This is a genomic window from Pseudonocardia endophytica, assembly GCF_004339565.1.
Classification (GTDB): domain Bacteria; phylum Actinomycetota; class Actinomycetes; order Mycobacteriales; family Pseudonocardiaceae; genus Pseudonocardia; species Pseudonocardia endophytica.
This window is the reverse complement of record NZ_SMFZ01000001.1, coordinates 3,848,716-3,866,914: the sequence shown is the minus strand read 5'-3', so window position 1 is coordinate 3,866,914 and position 18,199 is coordinate 3,848,716. Positions and strand designations below refer to the sequence as shown.

The window sequence follows — 18,199 nt, the reverse complement described above, 5'->3', positions numbered from 1 at the left end:
GCTCACCAGTCCATCGCACGGTCGACGGCGTCGAGGACACGGTCCAGGTCCGGGAGGTACTCGTCCTCCAGCCGCGACGGCGGGTACGGGGTGTCGAACCCGGTCACCCGGAGCACAGGCGCCTCGAGCGAGAAGAAGCACTCCTCGGACACCCGCGCAGCCACCTCGGAGCTCACCGACGACTCGCGCGGTGACTCCGCGACGACGACGAGGCGTCCGGTGCGCCGCACCGAGTCGGCCACCGGTCCCAGGTCCAGAGGGGACAGCGTGCGCAGGTCGATCACCTCGATGTCGTGGCCGTCGTCGACGGCGGCCGTGGCGACCTCCAGGCAGGTCTTCACGAGCGGGCCGTAGGTCGCGACCGTGATCGACGACCCCGGCCGCACGACCCGGGCGGAGTGCAGCGGCGGAGCGGCCGAGAGATCGGTGTCGACCTCGCCCTTCTCCCAGTACCGCCGCTTCGGTTCGAAGAAGATCACCGGGTCGTCGGACGCGATCGCCTGCTGGATCATCCAGTGCGCGTCGGCCGGATTCGAGCACGCGACCACCTTCAGGCCCGCGACGTGCGCGAACAGCGCCTCCGGCGACTCCGAGTGATGCTCCACGGCGCCGATCCCGCCGCCGAACGGGATGCGCACGACGACCGGCATCGGCACCCGCCCCTGGCTGCGGAAGTGCAGCTTGGCCAGCTGGGAGACGATCTGGTCGTACCCGGGGAACACGAAGCCGTCGAACTGGATCTCGCAGACCGGGCGGAAGCCGCGCACGGCGAGCCCGACGGCGGCGCCGATGATCCCGGACTCGGACAGCGGCGTGTCCAGCACGCGCTGTTCGCCGAAGTCCTTCTGCAGCCCGTCGGTGATCCGGAAGACGCCGCCGAGCCGCCCGACGTCCTCGCCCATCACGAGCACCTTCGGGTCGCGCTCCATGGCGGCCCGCAGCCCGTCGTTGAGCGCCTTGGCCATCGTCAGCTTGGTCATCGCTGCTCTCCGTCGGAGAAGGACGCGTGGTAGGCGAGGTACTCGTCGCGCTGGGCGTCCACCTGGGGCGATGCCTGGGCGTAGACCTCGGAGAACATCCGCTCCGGTCCGGGGGTCGGCATCGACCGGCAGAACTCCCGCAGGCGCACGGCCAGCTCGTCGGCCTCGGCGTCGACACGAGAGAAGAACCCGGGTTCGACGCCGAGGGAGCGGACCAGGTGCACGCGGACCCGCTCGATCGGGTCCTTGAGCTTCCAGAGCTCCACCTCGTCGGCGAGGCGGTAGCGGGACGCGTCGTCGGACGTGGTGTGCGAGTCCATCCGGTAGGTGAACGCCTCGATCAGCACCGGGCCGTTGCCGGTGCGGCACTCCTCGAGCGCCCAGCGCGTCACGGCGAGGCAGGCCAGCACGTCGTTGCCGTCGACCCGGACGCCGGGGAAGCCGTAGCCGCGGGCGCGCTGGTAGAGCGGCACGCGGGTCTGACGCTCCAGCGGGACCGAGATCGCCCACTGGTTGTTCTGGCAGAAGAAGACCAGCGGCGCGTCGTAGGCGGCGGCCCAGACGAACCCCTCGTGGACGTCGCCCTGGCTGGTGGCGCCGTCGCCGAAGTAGCAGATCGTCGCCTCGCCGGACTCCGGATCGCCCACCTTGGACTCGAAGCGCTGGCCCATCGCGTAGCCTGCCGCGTTCAGGCACTGGTTGCCGATGACGATCGTGTACGGGTGGAACCGGCGCTCGACCGAGTCCCAGCCGCCGTGGTCGGTGCCGCGGAAGATGCCGAGCAGCTCGGTGGGGTCGACGCCGCGGCACCAGGCCACGCCGTGCTCCCGGTAGCTCGGGAACGCCATGTCCTGCGGGCGCATCGCCCGGCCGCTGCCGATCTGGGCGGCCTCCTGGCCGAGCAGCGGGACCCAGATCCCGAGCTGGCCCTGGCGCTGCAGCGCGTTGCCCTCCCGGTCGGCCCTGCGGACCAGCACCATGTCGCGGTAGAGGCCCTTCAGCTCCTCGACGCCGACGTCGGCCGCGTACGCGTCGAAACGCGGATCACCGCCGCGCTCGCCCTCCGGGCTGAGCAGCTGGACCAGCTCCGCGCCGCCCTCGTCGGTGCCCTTGAGCCCGGCGACCACCTGGTCGTGGCTCGCACGGGCCCGGGGATCGGTCGGTACCCACGCCTGGGGTTCCTCCACGGCGTACTCCCTCTTCGACGTCGGCCCTCGCGACGCGGGTGGCGTGCGCCGGACCGTACGGCGGGTCCCCGCTCGGGTGGTCGGGGCCCGGGACGGCGGGTGCCGTCGAACCCGATCCTGGCACGCGCCGGTGGCCCGTCGCACACACTCGGTCCGGCCGGGCACACGAACGGGCCGGACCGGCGCGACGTGCGCCCGTCCGGCCCGCGGTGTCGTGCGCGTCAGGTGCGCGGGGCCTGACCCGGCTGGGTCGGCGGGGGGAAGCCCTCGGTGGCCCCGTAGGTGCCGGATCCGTTGCCGGAGACCGGCGGGGTGGCGGCGGCCGACTCGCCGGTCGCGGCGGGCGTGGGCGGCGGTGCACCCGGCGTGCCGTAGCCCTGGCCCGGGTTCGGGATCCCGGCGACGTCCTTGGCCTTGCGCGTCGCCCCGGAGATCTGGTTCGTGTACCTACCCTTGGTCTGCTTGTCGACGAACTGGGCGGCCTGGTCCAGGTACCTGCCCGCCTGGTCGGGGTGGCTCCTGGCGTAGCGCCGCGCGGCCTCGGCGGCGCCGACCAGCACGGTCAGCTTGCGGAACAGCGGCATCGTCGTCCTCCGTGTGTCTCACCGGCTCTCGCCGGTGCGGTCCGTGGGGACCGCGGTCGCGCGACCGGTCCCCGACCCTAGGACAACGTCCGGGGCCCGTCAGGGGGTTCCCCGGCGAACACCACCCGAACGCGGGCGATGCGACCGTCAGGTAACGAACGGTCGGTCGCTCTGGGACCGGACGGGTCGACGGTGGCACGATCCCCAGGTCCGACCGCATGTCCGAGGGGGCTCCCGTTGTCCACCACACGAACCCGCACGATCCGTTCCCTGACCGTCGCGGCCGTGGCCGCACTCGCACTGGCGGGCTGCGGTTCCGGCGGCGACGGGAGCGGCGGCGCCCCGGCCTCGCCCGCCGACCAGACGATCGCCCCCGCGGCGAAGGACGACGCGCTCGCGGCCAGGTTGCCGCAAGCGATCACGGCGGACGGCAAGCTCGTGGTCGGCACCGACGCGTCCTACCCGCCCAACGAGTTCACCGGGCCGGACGGCAAGACCGTGATCGGCATGGAGGTCGACCTCGGCAACGCGATCGCACAGAAGCTCGGGCTGACCGCGACGTTCGAGAACACCGCGTTCTCCGGGATCATCCCGGCCGTGCAGGGCGGCAAGTACGAGGCCGCCATCTCGTCGCTGACGATCAACGACGAGCGGGTCAAGACGGTCGACATGGTCAGCTACTTCTCGGCGGGCACCAGCCTGGCCACGAAGAAGGGCAACCCGGACGGGATCAGCGCGGACAACCTGTGCGGCAAGGCCGTCGGGGTGCAGGCCGGCACCGTCCAGGTGGACGACATCGCGGCCCGCACGAAGAAGTGCCAGCAGGCCGGGCAGCCCGCGATCAACGTGACCGAGCTGCAGAACCAGACGGACGTGACGCTGGCGCTGACGTCCAACCGGATCGTCGCGATGCTGGCCGACTCGCCGGTCGCCTCGTACGCCGTCACGACGACCAGCGGTGCCGTCGAGGTCGTCGGGCAGCCGTACGACACGGCGCCGTACGGCGTCGCGATCAAGAAGGGGCAGGGCGACTACGGGCCCGCCCTGCAGGGCGCGGTGCAGTCGCTGATCGCGGACGGGACGTACAAGAAGATCCTCGACAAGTGGAACGTCGGCGCCGGCGCCATCCCGACGTCCGAGATCAACAAGACCGGCTGATGGGTGATCGAGTCGAACCCCGCGATGCTGTCCCGGTAAGGCATCCGGGGCGCTGGGTCGCGATCGTCGTCCTCGCCGTGCTGGCCGCGATGCTGGTCCACACGGTGCTGACGAACGACAACTTCCGCTGGGACGTCGTCGGCGAGTACGTGTTCTCCGGCCCGATCCTCAACGGGCTGAAGAACACGCTGATCCTGACCGTGCTGTCGATGGTGATCGGCATCCTCGGCGGCATCGGGCTGGCGATCATGCGTCTGTCGCCGAACCCGGTGCTGTCGTCGGTGGCGTGGATCTACATCTGGGTGTTCCGCGGGACACCGCTGATCGCACAGCTGCTGTTCTGGAACTTCCTGGCCGCGCTCTACCCGTTCCTGTCCCTCGGTGTCCCCTTCGGACCGTCGCTGGTCGTGTTCGACACCAACCAGCTGATCAACCAGTTCGCCGCGTGCCTGCTCGGCCTCGGGCTGAACGAGGCCGCCTACATGTCCGAGATCGTGCGCGGCGGCATCCAGTCCGTCGACCACGGGCAGACCGAGGCGGCCGGCGCGCTCGGCATGAGCCGGTCGCAGACGTTGCGCCGCATCGTGCTCCCGCAGGCGATGCGGGTGATCGTCCCGCCGACCGGCAACGAGACGATCTCCATGCTGAAGACGACGTCGCTCGTCGTCGTGATCGGCTACTTCGAGCTGCTGACCTCGGCGCAGCGGATCTACTCGACGAACTTCCAGACGATCCCGCTGCTGATCGTGGCCGCGCTCTGGTACCTGGCGCTCACGTCGATCCTCTCGATCGGACAGTTCTATGTGGAGCGCTACTACGGGCGCGGTGTGGCGACCGACTCGTCGCCCGGCCGGATGGCGGCGTTCCTGACCCAGCGCAGCGGGGAGGGCGCGCGATGACGCCGATGGTCGAGGCCCGTGACGTCGGGAAGTTCTTCGGCACGTTCGAGGTGCTCCGCGGGATCGACCTGGTGGTCGAGCCCGGGCAGGTGTGCTGCGTGGTCGGGCCGTCCGGGTCCGGCAAGTCGACGCTGCTGCGGTGCGTGAACCACCTGGAGGCGATCGACACCGGCCGGCTGTACGTGGACGGCGACCTGATCGGCTACCGGGAGGACGCCGGGAGGCTGCACCGCCTGCGCGACGCCGAGCTCGGCCGGCAGCGTCGCGACATCGGCATGGTGTTCCAGCGGTTCAACCTGTTCCCGCACAGGACGGCCCTGCAGAACGTGATGGAGGCGCCCGTCGTCGTCCGGCGCGAGTCCAAGTCGGACGCCCGGACGAACGCACTCGAGCTCCTGGAGCGGGTCGGGCTCGCCGACCGGGCGAACCAGTACCCGAACCGCCTGTCCGGCGGTCAGCAGCAGCGCGTGGCGATCGCGCGGGCGCTGGCCATGCAACCCCGCCTGATGCTGTTCGACGAGCCCACCTCGGCTCTCGACCCCGAGCTCGTCGGCGAGGTGCTGGACGTGATGCGCGGCCTCGCCCGCGACGGCATGACCATGATCGTCGTGACGCACGAGATGGGCTTCGCCCGCGAGGTCGGGGACACGCTGGTGTTCATGGACGAGGGCCGCATCGTCGAGTCCGGCCTCCCACGGGACGTGCTGTCCGCCCCGAGGGAGGAACGCACGAAGGCCTTCCTGTCCAAGGTGCTCTGACGGCCCGCGTCCGGCCGACATGAACGTCACGGTCCTCACGGACATCCGGGACGACCGTGGTGTTCATGTCGAGCGGGATCGGGCCGCGGGCTCAGCGCGGGAGGCGGCCCATCAGGTAGAACTCCGGGTTCGGGCGCAGGGCCGTGAGGTGCGCGATGCGGTTGGACATCGCGAACATCGCGGTGATGCAGCCGACGTCCCAGATCTCGTCCTCGGACAGGCCTGCCATGCGGGCGTCGTCCAGCTCGGCGTCGGTGAGCTGGGCGGAGTCGGTCGCGATCAGGAGCGCCAGGTCCACGATGGCCCGCTCGCGTTGGGACAGCGCGACACCCCACGGGTTCGTCGCCACCTTGTCCGCGATCTCCGGGTCCTTCGTGCGCACCCGCAGGATCGCCCCGTGCGCGACGACGCAGTACGTGCAGTGGTTCGCCCCGGACGTCGCGACGACGACGAGCTCGCGCTCCGCCTTGGACAGTCCGTCGTCGGAGTCCATCAGCGCGTCGTGGTAGTCCAGGAACGCCCGCAGTTCGCGTGGCCTGCGACCGAGCGCACGGAACACGTTCGGCACGAACCCGGACTTCTCCGCGATCTTCCCGATCCGCTCGGCCAGGTCCGGCGGCAGGTCCTCGGCCTCGACGTGTCCGAACCTGCTCACCTCGTGCTGCTCGCCCATGCCCCGACCGTAGTCGAGTCCGCCCTTTTCGGACCCCGGGCGATCGGGGACCATGTGCCCCATGGCCGTTCCGGAGGACGTGCGCGAGCAGCTGGCGAGCTGGTGTGCCGGGCTCCTCCCTCCCGAGGAGCAGGACCGCCGCCGCATCGGCTACACGACCGCCGGCAGCAACGTGACCATCCTGGACCGTCGTCCGCCGACGTTCCCGGAGCTGGGTGCCGCCTGGTCGTCGACGGCGCTGGCCCAGCTGCGCGCGGACACCCCGAAGCCGGGTCGCTGGACGCTGTACCTCCCCGGAGAGGCGCCCGACGAGCGCTGGCAGCCGCAGGAGCCGTCAGCTGACGACCCGTTCGTCCTGCTCGAGCGCATCGAGGGCGCGATCCGCGCGATCGGCCCTCCCCGCTAGAGGGGTCAGGACTCCGCTGCGCCGTTCTGCACCGGGATCGCCGGCTGCGGTCCGGCCGGCACGTCGTCGCGCCCGGCCAGGCCGCCGCGCAGGAACCGGGCCGACGCCTGGTTCAGCACCTCGAGGAACGTCGTCCCCGACGACGCCGCGCGCGGCTCGTCCCCGACCACGCCGACCAGCCGTGGCGCGACGGCCGTCAGCAGCAGCGCGTCCGCCTGCAGCGCACCCGCTCCCAGCACGACGACGACGTCCGCGCTGTCCGGCGAGGGCAGGTCGGACAGCAGCGAGTCCACCGAGGCGAAGCAGAGCAGGCCGTACCCGTCGTCGCTGCCGTCGGACCACGCCCTGGCCAGCTCCGGCGTGCTGGTGGCCAGCCGTCCGAGCAGCTCCTCGCAGGCCTGCTGGTCCTCGCTCTCCCGGCGGGCCGAGCCGAGGGCGTCGAGCGCGGCGGCGTAGGCGTCCGCGTCGTGCGCCCGCAACGCCTCGACGGCCGCGGTGAGCTCCGGCGGGGTCCGCTCGGGGGCGGACGGGATCGCCTCCAGCTCGGCGGCGAGCCGCTCCAGCTCGTCACCGGCCTCGGCCGGGTCCCCGTGCTCGTCGTAGTCGACGATCGCGGCGGCCACCCGTTCCGCGGTCGGGAGGTCCGGCACCGCGACCGGGGAGTCGTTCTGGAGGAACAGCACGTCGTGCCGCAGAGCCCCGACCGATCGCGCCGCGGCGGCCGCCACACCCAGCGCGTCGATCAGCTCGTCCAGGTGCGACGGCTGCACCGGGACCGGGACGCCGAGCTCACCACAGGCCAGCTCGATCTCGGCCTGCCGGTCCCGGACGTCGAGGTACCCGAGTACGGCGGTGATGTCCTCGACCGTCCGCGGCACCGCACCGTTGACGCGGAACGCCCGCAGCGCGGGCTGGGCCTCACGCTGGGCGAGAGAGCGGAAGTACGTCCGGCTCCGGCCCCCGGTCTCCAGGAACGACCGGTAGTCCTTCAGGGCGGTCGCCGCGTCCGCGGGCGGCGTCCCCTCCTCGGTCACGCCGGGGGCCAGCTGCCCGGCGGCCTCGCGCTGCCGTGCGGCCAGCACCTGGAGGCCGTCGAACTCGGCGCGGTGGTTGTTGTGCACCAGCCGCGCCGCCAGCGGACGCAGCCACGCCGCGTGCGTCGACTCGTTGAGTGCCCCGACGGTGCGTCCGACGTAGCGACCGACCTGGGTGACGGCCTCGCGGCGCTCGGCGTCGAGGTCCCGCAGCAGCTCGGCCAGCCGGGAGCCCTCGGCGCCGTCGCTGCCCTCGACGACGCGTGCGGCGCGCTCGCAGCAGCCGGCGATCTCCTCGGTGTCCGGCAGCTTCTCGGCGGGCGGCAGGTCCTGGCGTCCGCGCGCCCGGCGGGCAGGCGTCGACGTGGAGAGCAGGCGGCGCAGGCGGCGGAGGTCCGTACCGGGGATCGGCCGCAACCGTTCGACGGTCCGGGCGGCGACCGCGGGCGGCAGCTGGCGGCGGACGACGTCCGGCAGGTCGGCACCGGTCGCCGTCACGATCGTGCGCAGACCGCGGCGGACCAGCCCGGCGACCGTCTCGACGAGCTCCTCGTCGCGTGCGCCGGACAGCACGATCAGCGCCTCGTCGGGGACCAGGGACAGCACGGTCTCCGGCTCGTCCGACGACGAGCGGGGACGGGGCGGGATCGGCGTGTGCAGGGACAGCGCGAGGCGCCGCACTCCCGCGGAGGGCTCTCCCGCGCGCACGTCGCGGGTGATCCGCGCACGAGCGGCGTCGACGGCCTTCCCGCCGTCGCCCGCCGCCGAGAGCCGGTCCACGAATGCGACGAGGGACTCCTCGTCGAGCCCGTCGGACAACCGGACATCGAGCACTGCCGCCAACACCTCCGCTGCACCGTCATGCCGGGACGGAGCCCACCGGTGTGGGTCGGGTCGGCCGTCCGGCGTCGGGGTCCGGGCGGTGCAGAACCCGTCGCCGAGTCACTGTCCGCCACGCGACACGACGAGTACAACGTCCGATCGGAGCAACCGGACGAGACCGAACGACCCTCCCGGACTCACTGAGCCGCAAGGCGTGTCCCGCAGCAACGGTACCGGCATCGCCCACCCGTGTACCCCGATCTGCGGAGATCGGAGCAGGACGCCACCCGGGCGGCCGCTATGCGGCAAACAGTCGTCACCGCCTGCAAGCAGTATGGGCCACCCGGGTGAAACACGTCGGGGCCGTCAGCAGCACCGGTGTGCGGCGTTCCGCTCCTGCCGGTCGGACCGCTCCCGCCAGAACGCCCGCTCGCCGAGGACCGGTTCCCCGGGATGGTGGGCTGCCTGATGGGCGAGGTAGTTCTCGTAGTCCCGCTCACCGGCCATCTCGCGGACGAGCTGCCACGCGGTGCGGAGCCTCTCCACCACGACGATCACGATCCGCCCTCTCCGGTGCCCGCGCCGGCGAGCTCCTTCTCCCGCGCCCGTTCCTCCCGGGTCGGGATCAGCCCGGCGGGCGCCCACAGCTTCGACTCGACGAACGGGTCCTCGCTCCCGCCGGAGAGCGGCCTGCCGCGCAACGCCGCGAGCCACACCCGCACCGAGTCCGCCAGCACGATCACGATCAGGATCGCGAACAGCGCGGTCAGGACCGTGTTCACCGTCGAGTTGAACACCACCTGCTCCATCGCCTGCGGCGTCTTCGCGGATCCGAGGCTGGTCTTCCCCGCGTCCAGCGCCGCGCGGTACTGCTGGGCCTGCGCCCAGAACCCGAGCTTCGGGTTGCCGGAGAAGATCTTCTGGAAGCTCGCGGTGAGCGTGACGATCGCGTCCCACGCGAGCGGCACGAGCGTGATCCACGCGTACTTCGCCCGGCCGGTCTTGATCAGCAGCGTGGTGCACACGGCCAGTGCGACGGCGGCCAGCAGCTGGTTCGCGATGCCGAACAGCGGGAACAGCTGGTTGATGCCGCCGAGCGGGTCGTTCACGCCGGCGAACAGCAGGTAGCCCCACGCCGCGACGATGATCGCGCTGGCGCTCCACGCGGCCGGCTTCCAGGACGTGTCCCGGTACTTCGGCCACACCAGCCCGACGGTGTCCTGCAGCATGAACCGCCCGACCCGGGTACCGGCGTCCACAGTGGTCAGGATGAACAGCGCCTCGAACATGATCGCGAAGTGGTACCAGAACGCGCGCAACGCATCCCCGCCGAAGACCTCGGAGAGGATGGTGGACAGCCCGACCGCGAGCGTCGGGGCGCCACCGGTGCGGCCGATCAGCGTCTGTTCCTCGACGGCCTGCGCCGCGGCCGCGAGCTCGGCCGGGCTGATCTGGAACCCGAGGTTCGTGACGTAGGCCGACGCCGACTCGACCGTCGGGCCGAGCGCGGTGGCCGGCACGTTCATCGCGAAGTACAGACCGGGATCGATGATGCAGGCCGCGACGAGCGCCATGATCGCCACGAACGACTCGGTCAGCATCGCGCCGTAGCCGATGACCCGGACCTGCGACTCCTTCTGGATCAGCTTCGGCGTGGTACCGGAGGAGACCAGCGAGTGGAACCCGGACAGTGCGCCGCAGGCGATCGTGATGAACACGAACGGGAACAGCGAGCCGGCCTGGACCGGCCCGGCGCCGTTGAACGCGAACTCGGTGAACGCGGGCAGCTGCATCGACGGCCAGGCCAGCAGGATCGACACGGCCAGCAGCACGACGACGCCGACCTTCATGAACGTCGACAGGTAGTCGCGCGGCGCGAGCAGCATCCACACCGGCAGCACCGACGCGAGGAAGCCGTAGACCACCAGGGCGATCGTGAGCTGGTTGCCGGACAGCGTGAACGCGTCGGACAGCCCGGAGTCCTGCACCCAGCCACCACCGACGATCGCCAGTAGCAGGAGCACGATCCCGATCAGGGAGACCTCGAGGATCTTTCCCGGCCGCAGGTAGCGCAGGTAGAAGCCCATGAACAGCGCGATCGGGATCGTCATGGCCAGCGAGAACGTGCCCCACGGCGAGTCCGAGAGCGCCTGCACCACGACCAGTGCCAGCACGGCCAGCAGGATGACCATGATCGCCAGCACGGCGATCATCGCCGCCACGCCGCCGACCGGGCCGATCTCCTCGCGGGCCATCTGCCCGAGGCTGCGGCCACCGCGACGGGTGGAGAAGAACAGCGTGACCATGTCCTGCACGGCACCGGCGAAGATGACGCCGATAATGATCCACAGCGTGCCGGGCAGGTAGCCGAGCTGTGCCGCGAGCACCGGGCCGACGAGCGGGCCAGCCCCGGCGATCGCGGCGAAGTGGTGCCCGAACAGGACCCGGCGGTCGGTCGGCTGGTAGTCCTGCCCGTCGTCGATGCGCTCGGCCGGGGTGGCCCGGGAGTCGTCGACCCGCAACGCCTTGTAGGCGATGTAGCGCGAGTAGAAGCGGTAGGCGATCGCGTACGACGCCAGCGCCGCGAACACGAGCCACGCGGCGGAGATCTCCTCCCCGCGGGACAGCGCGACGATCGCCCAGGCGACCGCGCCGACGACGGCGACCGCCGTCCAGAGTGCGATCTGCTTCGGATCCCTCAGCCGGCTTCTCGGAGCCGGCCCCTCGGGTTCCGCCGGCTTCTCGGTGGTGACCACGCCGCAACCCCCATCGCGTCGCCCGGCACCGCCGATGGCGCCGGATCCGTGGGGAGGTTAGGTCTCCGTCGCGACGGTTGTCACCGTCCTGCCGAGTTGCGGAAGGGACACGGCGATCACCCGCACGCCGGCCCGCCACCCGCACGGTGATCCGCAGAACGCGCGGTGATCCGGAGAAGGCACGCGCCCGGACGCGTGCGTACACCGCACGGGCGAGCGGATGCCGGATCAGCACGCACGGGTCAGCACGCAGGGGTTGCGCGGGCACGGGTGTGCGCGGGCACCGGCCGGCGGCGCCGGCGCCGGACGTGCGTCGGCCCGCCACGCGGGTCGCGTGGCGGGCCGATGCGGTGGTCAGGCGCCGAGCCGCTGCTTCAGTGCCTCGAACTCGTCGCGGATCGACGACGGCAGGTTGTCCTCACCGATCTTGGCGAACCACTCCTCGATCAGCGGGATCTCCTGGCGCCACTCGTCGACGTCCACGGTCAGCGCCGCGGCGACGTCGTCGGCGTCCGCGTCCAGGCCGTCGAGGTCCATCTGGTCCGACGTCGGGACGAAGCCGATCGGCGTCTCGGCCGCGGCCGCCTTGCCCTCCATGCGCTCGATGCACCACTTCAGGACGCGGCTGTTCTCGCCGAACCCGGGCCACAGCATCCGGCCGTCGTCGCCGCGGCGGAACCAGTTCACGTAGAAGATCTTCGGCAGCTTCTCGGCGTCGGCCGACTTGCCCACGTCGACCCAGTGCGCGAAGTAGTCGCCGACATTGTAGCCGATGAACGGCAGCATGGCCATCGGATCGCGACGGACCTCGCCGACCGTGCCCGCGGCGGCCGCGGTCTTCTCCGAGGACATCGTCGCGCCCATGAACGTGCCGTGCTTCCAGTCACGGGCCTCGGTGACCAGCGGGACCGTCGTCTTGCGACGGCCGCCGAACAGGATCGCCGAGATCGGCACGCCGTTCGGGTCGTCCCACTCCGGCGCGACGACCGGGCACTGCGAGATCGGCGTGGTGTAGCGCGAGTTCGGGTGCGCGGCGGGCTCGCCGGACTCCGGCGTCCAGTCCCGGCCCTTCCAGTCCGTGAGGTGCTGCGGATCCCCCTCGAGACCCTCCCACCAGACGTCGCCGTCGTCGGTCAGCGCGACGTTCGTGAACAGCGAGTTGCCCTGCTCGATCGTGCGCATCGCGTTCGGGTTCGTCTTCCAGTTCGTGCCCGGCGCCACGCCGAAGAAGCCGAACTCCGGGTTCACCGCGTACAGCCGCCCGTCCTTGCCGAACCGCATCCATGCGATGTCGTCGCCGACGGTCTCGGCACGCCAGCCGGGGATGGTCGGCTGCAGCATCGCGAGGTTGGTCTTGCCGCAGGCCGACGGGAACGCCGCGGCGACGTAGTACGCCTTCTCCTCAGGGCTGATCAGCTTGAGGATCAGCATGTGTTCGGCGAGCCAGCCCTCGTCGTGCGCGATGGCCGACGCGATCCGCAGCGCATAGCACTTCTTGCCGAGCAGGGCGTTGCCGCCGTATCCGGAGCCGTAGCTCCAGATCTCCCGGGTCTCCGGGAAGTGGCTGATGTACTTGTTCTCGTTGTGCGGCCACGGCACGTCGGCCTGGCCCGGCTCCAGCGGGGCGCCGATCGAGTGCAGCGCCTTGACCCAGCGGTCGCCTGCCGCGTCGAGCAGCGGCACCACGTCGGAGCCCATCCGGGTCATGATCTTCATCGAGATCACGACGTACTCCGAGTCGGTGATCTCGACGCCGAGCATCGGGTCGTCGGCGTCGGTCGGGCCCATGCAGAACGGGACGACGTACATGGTCCGCCCGCGCATGCTGCCGCGGTACAGGTCGGTCATGGTCGCCTTCATCTCGGCGGGGGCGACCCAGTTGTTCGTCGGACCGGCGCCGCGCTCGGTCTCGGAACAGATGAACGTCCGCTCCTCGACCCGGGCGACGTCACCGGCGTCGGACGCGGCGTAGAACGAGTTCGGCTTCTTCTCCGGGTTCAGCCGCTTGATCGTCCCGGCCTCGACGAGGTAGTCGGTGAGACGGGTCCACTCGCCCTCCGACCCGTCGCACCACACGACGCGGTCCGGGCCGGCCAGCTCGGCGATCTCCTGCACCCAGGTCACGACGCCCTGGTTGGTGGTCGGTGCGTGGTCGGTTCCCGGAACGGTCGCTGCAGTCATGTTGTCCTGTCTCCTCGCCGGCCCCGGCCCGCCTCCGGGAATGTCGATCGACCCGCACCGTGATGCGGGTCGTGACGGGGAAGATGGGAGCCGAGGCTACCGGCGGAATCTGTGCGTTCCCACCGGCCAGTCTGTCAATTGACTCACAGCACCGATCATGTAAATCGATTCAGGACGCCGTTCAGAACGCCGCGGTCAGCGACGTCACACCTGACGAAACGCGAGCGCAACACGGTCGCGACACGCACAACCGCCGGACGGGGAGACGGGCGTCACGACCCCGGTCGGACAGGAGCGACAGAACGTTCGAAATGCATTCCCGGGACCGGCCTTACATTTCGTGAAAGCGGAAGTCAGGAAGCGGCCGCGGAACGACGACGGCCGAGCTCCGGGATGAGAAGCGGCAGCCGGTGGGCGGTCAGCTGCCAGTACCGGCTGTCCGGGTCCGACGCCCGCCAGGCGTCGGCCAGCCGCGACGTTCCGTCCGGGCCCGCGACCCGGCGCGGCCGCAGGCGCATCCGGCAGCGTGAGCGGATCTCGCGGTCGAGCGCCTTCCACGCCTCGTCGGCCGTGCTGTGCACGCTGACCACCGGGTCGTCCGGGTACTCACCGACGACCAGCGTGTAGGCGCTGACCACCTCGTACGGCACTGGGACAACCTCCACGGCGTGGCGGACTCGCGGGGTACCCAGTGAACCGCACCGAGCATCCGACCAGGGGCGATTCCGGTCACGCCGCGCCGCCCCGTCGCCGGACGCACGTCCGTGGGACGACGGGCGGCGCCCCGTCCGTGAGCAGTCGATCACCGTCAGCGACCAGCGGTCGGTCCGGCGCGCCCGGCCTTCACCAGCACGTCGGTCAGCGCCCGGGGTTCGGAGAACATCGGCCAGTGCCCGGTCGGCAGCTCGACGATCGACCACTCCGGGCCGGTCATCTCCGCGAAGCCGGGCGCTCCCGCGGCGGCGCCCTCCCGGACGTCGGCGGCCGTGAAGATGCAGGCCACCACGATCTTCGGCAGCGTCGGGTCGCCGCGCTCGGCCCGGCGGGCGGTCGTGCACGGGACGCCCTCCGGGACCGGGGCGCTGCGCGCGTGCACCGCGGCGAACGTCGTCTCGTCGATCCCGGCCGTGATCGGCCCGAGCTCCTCGCGGGACGGCATCGGGTAGCGGCCGGCGTTGTCCGCCAGCACCCGTCGGACGTGCGCGGCCCGCTCCGGCCCGACGAAGTCGAGGTGCGACACGTCGCCGGGCAGCGGTCCGGTGTCCACGAGCACGAGCGCCGAGACCTCGTCCCTGGCGCGCTCCGCGGCCGCCACCACCACCGGGCCGGCACCGCTGTGCCCGACGAGCACGACCGGCTCGTCCTGCTCGCGCAGCCGCGCCACGACGTCGTCGACCTGGTCCTCGGTGGACACCCCGGTGTGGGCCTCGCGCTCGCCGACGCCCAGCGGTGTGAGCGCGAGCGCATCGTGACCACTCTCGCGCAGGCCGGCCACCACGGCGTCCCACGCCCACGCTCCCAGCCAGAACCCCGGAACCAGCACGAATGTCGTCATGTCCGCGACGCTACGGTCGATCGAGGACGGTTCCGGTCCTGGTTCGGTACGCGCGGGCGCCACACCCGTCGAAGACCGACGGCCGTCACGACCAGCACCGTCGCCACGACGACGGCGCCCGCCCCCGCGGCGACGTCCACCCCGTCCGCGAACGCCTCCCGGGCCGACCCCAGGAGCGCGGAGGCGGGCTCCGGCGGCAGCACCCGCGCGGAGTCGACGGCGGCGCCGAGCGTCTCCCCGGCGGCGGCCGGCGTCCCGTCGGGCAGCACGACCGACCCGCGGTACACGGCGCTGAGCAGCCCGCCGAGCAGCGCCGTGCCGAGCACGGCGCCGATCTCGTAGGCAGTCTCGGACACGGCCGACGCGGCGCCGGCACGCTCCGGCGGCACCGCGGCCAGGATCGCGTCGTTCGTCGCCGTCTCGGACAGCCCGATCCCGGTGCCGATCAGCACGGCGGCCACGACCGGGATCAGCACCGCCGTGTGCACGGACAGCCAGAGGCAGAGCACGTACCCGGCCAGCACCAGCGCGAGGCCGGCGGGCACGAGAACGTGCAGCGGAACGCGGCGGGCGAGCCGCGCGGACGCGAGCCCGGCCAGGACGGTCGCCACGAAGCCGGGCAGCAGCAGGAGCCCGGCCCGCATCGGCGACGCGCCGAGCACCAGCTGCAGGTACTGCGCGGCGAAGAACAGCAGTCCGGTCAGCCCGAACATCGTCGTCGCGTTGGCCAGCGCGGAGTGCCGCAGGACGGGGGAGGAGAACAGTCCGAGGTCGATCAGCGGGCGCCGCCCGGCCCGCACCAGACGGCGGCTGCGCTCGACGAACGCGTACCCGGCCGCGACGCCGACGAGTGCGGAGCCGATCGCGGCGACCGTGACCCCGCCCGAGCCGACGAGCTTCACGGCCAGCACCAGCGGCGCCATCGTCAGCAGCGTCAGCACGGCGGAGACGAGGTCCGTCCGCTCGGGGTCGGGCATCCGGCTCTCCGGCAGCAGGACCAGGCCTGCCACCAGCAGCAGCGCAGTGACCGGCACGTTCACCGCGAACACCGAACCCCACCAGAAGTGCTCGAGCAGCACTCCGGCGACGATCGGGCCCAGCGCGGCACCCGCGGCGAACCCGGTCGCCCACACGGCCAGCGCGATCCGGCGCTGCGCCCGATCGGTGAACACGGTGCGCAGCAACGCGAGCGTCGACGGCATGAGCATCGCGCCGAACACTCCGAGCGCGGCGCGGGCCGCGACCAGCTGGACCGCGTCCGTCGCGTAGGCCGCCACGAGCGAGACCAGCCCGAACCCGCCGACACCGATCATCAGCATCCGCCTGCGCCCGATCCGGTCGCCGAGCGTCCCCATCGTCACCAGCAACCCGGCGAGCACCAGCGGGTAGACGTCGACGACCCACAACAGGGTCGTCGCGTCCGGGCGCAGCGCGGTGCTGATCGCCGGGAGGGCGACACCGAGCACGGTGTTGTCGATCGAGACGAGCAGAGCGGGAAGCGTCAGCACGGCCAGCGCGAGCCAGGCGCGGAACGGGGAGTGCATGGGGCGTTCTCTCGGGGTTGAAGGGCGACGTCACTGTACCGTCCGGACGGTACACAGATTAACCGTCCGGACGGTACAGTTCTTCCGCGGTGTGACGGCTCTGACCCGGCCAGATCTAGACTGCGCGGATGGCAGGCGCCCGCGACCGCGTCCTGGACGCCTACGAGTCGCTCCTTCTCGACCACGGCCCGGCGAGCGCGACGCTGGACGCCGTCGCGGCCGCCGCCGAGGTGTCGAAGGGTGGGCTGCTCTACCACTTCGCGTCGAAGGAGGCACTGGCCACCGGGCTGCTGGACCGGCTGCGCGAGCGCAGCGCGAGGGACGCGGAGCTGATGCGCTCCGACCCGGACGGGCCGGTCACGTACTACCTGCGCACCTCGGTGCCCGGAGCCGAGTCCCCCGCCGGGCTGACCCGGACCTACGTGGCCGCACTGCGGATCGCCGACGGCAGCACGACCGGCGGTGCCGTCCGGGACACGCTGGCCGAGGTCGACGCCCAGGGGCTGGCCGCGCTGCGCGACGAGATCGACGACCCGGTGCTCGCCTGGCTCGTCCAGCTCGTCGGCGACGGGTTGTACCTGCGCACGCTGACGGGGGCGCCGGTGACCGGCGACGTGACGATCGACGAGCTGCGGGAACGCCTGCGAGAGTTGGTCACCGACGGGTGACCCGGTCCGGGTGTTCCACCGGGCGCAGAGCGTGATCAACCCGCTAGGCTCGACGGGCGCCGACGAGAGGGAGGGACCGCGGTGATCGGAACCGGCGGCTACATCGCGCTCGTGATCATCGGCGTGTTGATCACGGTGGGGGTCGGGCAGATCCTGTTCCGCAGCGGGGAGCCGTTCCTGGAGGAGGTCTTCCAGAACAAGGACACGGCGCGCTCGCTGAACCGGCTGCTGTCCGTGCTGTTCCACCTGCTGACGCTCGCCGTGCTGGCGATGATCTCGATCATCGACATCCCGTCGGACACCGGTGTCGTGCAGACCGTCGTGTTCAAGATCGGTGTCGTGCTGCTGATCGTCGCGATCGCCTACGGCGTCTCGATGCTCGTGCTGCTGCGGATCCGGGAGCGCCGCCGCCAGGCTGCCGTGTCCGCGCAGATCGGCGAGAAGCTGGCCGAGCAGCGCCAGGGCCGTGCGCCCGGACGCGTGCGGCGCGTCGAGTCGCCACAGGACTCCAACGGGTCCACGGGGGACCAGGCGCCGGACTGAGACGGATCGCCGCCGAGGTGGCCCCGGACAAGTTCCATGACCGCTGCCGGGCCGCACGCGCTGGACGGCGGGTCGCGACCGACTTCGACAACGGTGCGGCCATGTGCGAACTGCACAACCACCTGCGCGAACAACCCGGCTGGTGGGTCGAACCGGTCGCGGTCGGCACCCGGACGACCACGCCGACCGGGCAGATCCACGACTCGCGTCCCGGGGCCCTAGACCGTCCGGCCGGTCACCAGCCGCAGGAGCGCGTCCAGCACGCCGTCGTCCGGCTCGTCGGGCTCTGCCGGGTCGTCAGCGAGGTCGATCACCTGGTCGGCGAACCCGTCCGCGTCGGTGTCGGTGAACACCCACGCGCCGCCGCTATCACGCACCGCGACGACGGTGTCCGGCACGCCGTCGCGGTCGGCATCGAGATCGAGGTTGGACACCGGAACGATCCCCGGCC

General features: G+C 71.6%; 18 protein-coding genes. 6 read left to right on the top strand and 12 right to left on the bottom strand.

Features of this window, described 5'->3' with window-relative positions:
- Positions 1-2 precede the first annotated feature (2 nt).
- The 3 genes from EV378_RS17985 to EV378_RS36920 form a co-directional block, all read right to left on the bottom strand.
- Positions 3-980 (bottom strand): alpha-ketoacid dehydrogenase subunit beta, encoded by a 978-nt coding sequence (locus EV378_RS17985; protein WP_132426893.1) that lies wholly within the window; start codon positions 978-980, stop codon positions 3-5.
- Positions 977-2,167, bottom strand: a complete 1,191-nt coding sequence (locus EV378_RS17980; RefSeq protein WP_132426891.1) for a thiamine pyrophosphate-dependent dehydrogenase E1 component subunit alpha — start codon at positions 2,165-2,167, stop codon at positions 977-979. Before EV378_RS17980 ends, EV378_RS17985 begins: the two co-directional genes overlap by 4 nt.
- 221 nt (positions 2,168-2,388) lie before the next feature.
- Positions 2,389-2,751 carry an antitoxin gene (locus tag EV378_RS36920; protein WP_207908699.1) on the bottom strand — a complete coding sequence of 121 codons (363 nt, stop codon included), beginning with the start codon at positions 2,749-2,751 and terminating at the stop codon, positions 2,389-2,391.
- Positions 2,752-3,036: 285 nt separating this feature from the next.
- On the opposite strand from EV378_RS36920, the gene EV378_RS17970 reads away from it, so the two are divergent.
- Genes EV378_RS17970 through EV378_RS17960 form a run of 3 tightly spaced genes read left to right on the top strand, consistent with a single transcriptional unit; the run spans position 3,037 to position 5,566 of the window.
- Complete coding sequence (locus EV378_RS17970) at positions 3,037-3,909, top strand: ABC transporter substrate-binding protein (RefSeq protein WP_243653529.1); 873 nt, start codon at positions 3,037-3,039, stop codon at positions 3,907-3,909.
- The gene (locus EV378_RS17965) at positions 3,909-4,808 is read left to right on the top strand and encodes an amino acid ABC transporter permease (RefSeq protein WP_132426887.1); all 900 of its coding nucleotides are present in this window, start codon (positions 3,909-3,911) and stop codon (positions 4,806-4,808) included. The genes EV378_RS17970 and EV378_RS17965 overlap by 1 nt, the downstream gene beginning before the upstream one ends.
- Positions 4,805-5,566 (top strand): amino acid ABC transporter ATP-binding protein, encoded by a 762-nt coding sequence (locus EV378_RS17960; RefSeq protein ID WP_279389636.1) that lies wholly within the window; start codon positions 4,805-4,807, stop codon positions 5,564-5,566. The genes EV378_RS17965 and EV378_RS17960 overlap by 4 nt, the downstream gene beginning before the upstream one ends.
- Before the next feature lie 91 nt (positions 5,567-5,657).
- On the opposite strand, the gene EV378_RS17955 is transcribed toward EV378_RS17960, so the two are convergent.
- A complete protein-coding gene (locus tag EV378_RS17955) occupies positions 5,658-6,239 on the bottom strand; it encodes a peroxidase-related enzyme (protein WP_132426885.1) in 582 nt (193 codons plus the stop codon).
- A 61-nt stretch (positions 6,240-6,300) separates the two neighbouring features.
- Between EV378_RS17955 and EV378_RS17950 the strand changes: the two genes are divergently transcribed.
- Positions 6,301-6,645: a DUF3024 domain-containing protein gene (locus EV378_RS17950; RefSeq protein WP_132426883.1), complete on the top strand. Its 345-nt coding sequence runs from the start codon at positions 6,301-6,303 to the stop codon at positions 6,643-6,645.
- 5 nt (positions 6,646-6,650) lie between these two features.
- Here EV378_RS17950 and EV378_RS17945 read toward each other — a convergent pair whose 3' ends face one another.
- The 7 genes from EV378_RS17945 to EV378_RS17915 form a co-directional block, all read right to left on the bottom strand.
- Positions 6,651-8,513 carry a hypothetical protein gene (locus EV378_RS17945; protein ID WP_132426881.1) on the bottom strand — a complete coding sequence of 621 codons (1,863 nt, stop codon included), beginning with the start codon at positions 8,511-8,513 and terminating at the stop codon, positions 6,651-6,653.
- Between the two features lie 354 nt (positions 8,514-8,867).
- A complete protein-coding gene (locus tag EV378_RS17940; RefSeq protein ID WP_243653528.1) occupies positions 8,868-9,050 on the bottom strand; it encodes a YbdD/YjiX family protein in 183 nt (60 codons plus the stop codon).
- A gap of 5 nt (positions 9,051-9,055) precedes the next feature.
- Positions 9,056-11,185, bottom strand: a complete 2,130-nt coding sequence (locus EV378_RS17935; protein ID WP_132428082.1) for a carbon starvation CstA family protein — start codon at positions 11,183-11,185, stop codon at positions 9,056-9,058.
- 426 nt (positions 11,186-11,611) lie between these two features.
- Complete coding sequence (locus EV378_RS17930) at positions 11,612-13,438, bottom strand: phosphoenolpyruvate carboxykinase (GTP) (RefSeq protein WP_132426879.1); 1,827 nt, start codon at positions 13,436-13,438, stop codon at positions 11,612-11,614.
- A 353-nt stretch (positions 13,439-13,791) separates the two neighbouring features.
- A complete protein-coding gene (locus tag EV378_RS17925) occupies positions 13,792-14,088 on the bottom strand; it encodes a hypothetical protein (RefSeq protein ID WP_132426877.1) in 297 nt (98 codons plus the stop codon).
- Positions 14,089-14,246: 158 nt separating this feature from the next.
- Complete coding sequence (locus EV378_RS17920; protein ID WP_132426875.1) at positions 14,247-14,993, bottom strand: alpha/beta fold hydrolase; 747 nt, start codon at positions 14,991-14,993, stop codon at positions 14,247-14,249.
- The gene (locus EV378_RS17915) at positions 14,990-16,537 is read right to left on the bottom strand and encodes an MFS transporter (protein WP_132426873.1); all 1,548 of its coding nucleotides are present in this window, start codon (positions 16,535-16,537) and stop codon (positions 14,990-14,992) included. Before EV378_RS17915 ends, EV378_RS17920 begins: the two co-directional genes overlap by 4 nt.
- Positions 16,538-16,665: 128 nt before the next feature.
- Here EV378_RS17915 and EV378_RS17910 point away from each other — a divergent pair, with 128 nt between their 5' ends.
- Entirely contained in the window at positions 16,666-17,205 is a 540-nt protein-coding gene (locus EV378_RS17910; protein WP_132426871.1) for a TetR/AcrR family transcriptional regulator, read from the top strand.
- Between the two features lie 81 nt (positions 17,206-17,286).
- A complete protein-coding gene (locus EV378_RS17905) occupies positions 17,287-17,748 on the top strand; it encodes a hypothetical protein (RefSeq protein WP_132426869.1) in 462 nt (153 codons plus the stop codon).
- Positions 17,749-17,966: 218 nt separating this feature from the next.
- Here EV378_RS17905 and EV378_RS17900 read toward each other — a convergent pair whose 3' ends face one another.
- A complete protein-coding gene (locus EV378_RS17900) occupies positions 17,967-18,182 on the bottom strand; it encodes a hypothetical protein (RefSeq protein WP_132426867.1) in 216 nt (71 codons plus the stop codon).
- Positions 18,183-18,199: the final 17 nt, after the last annotated feature.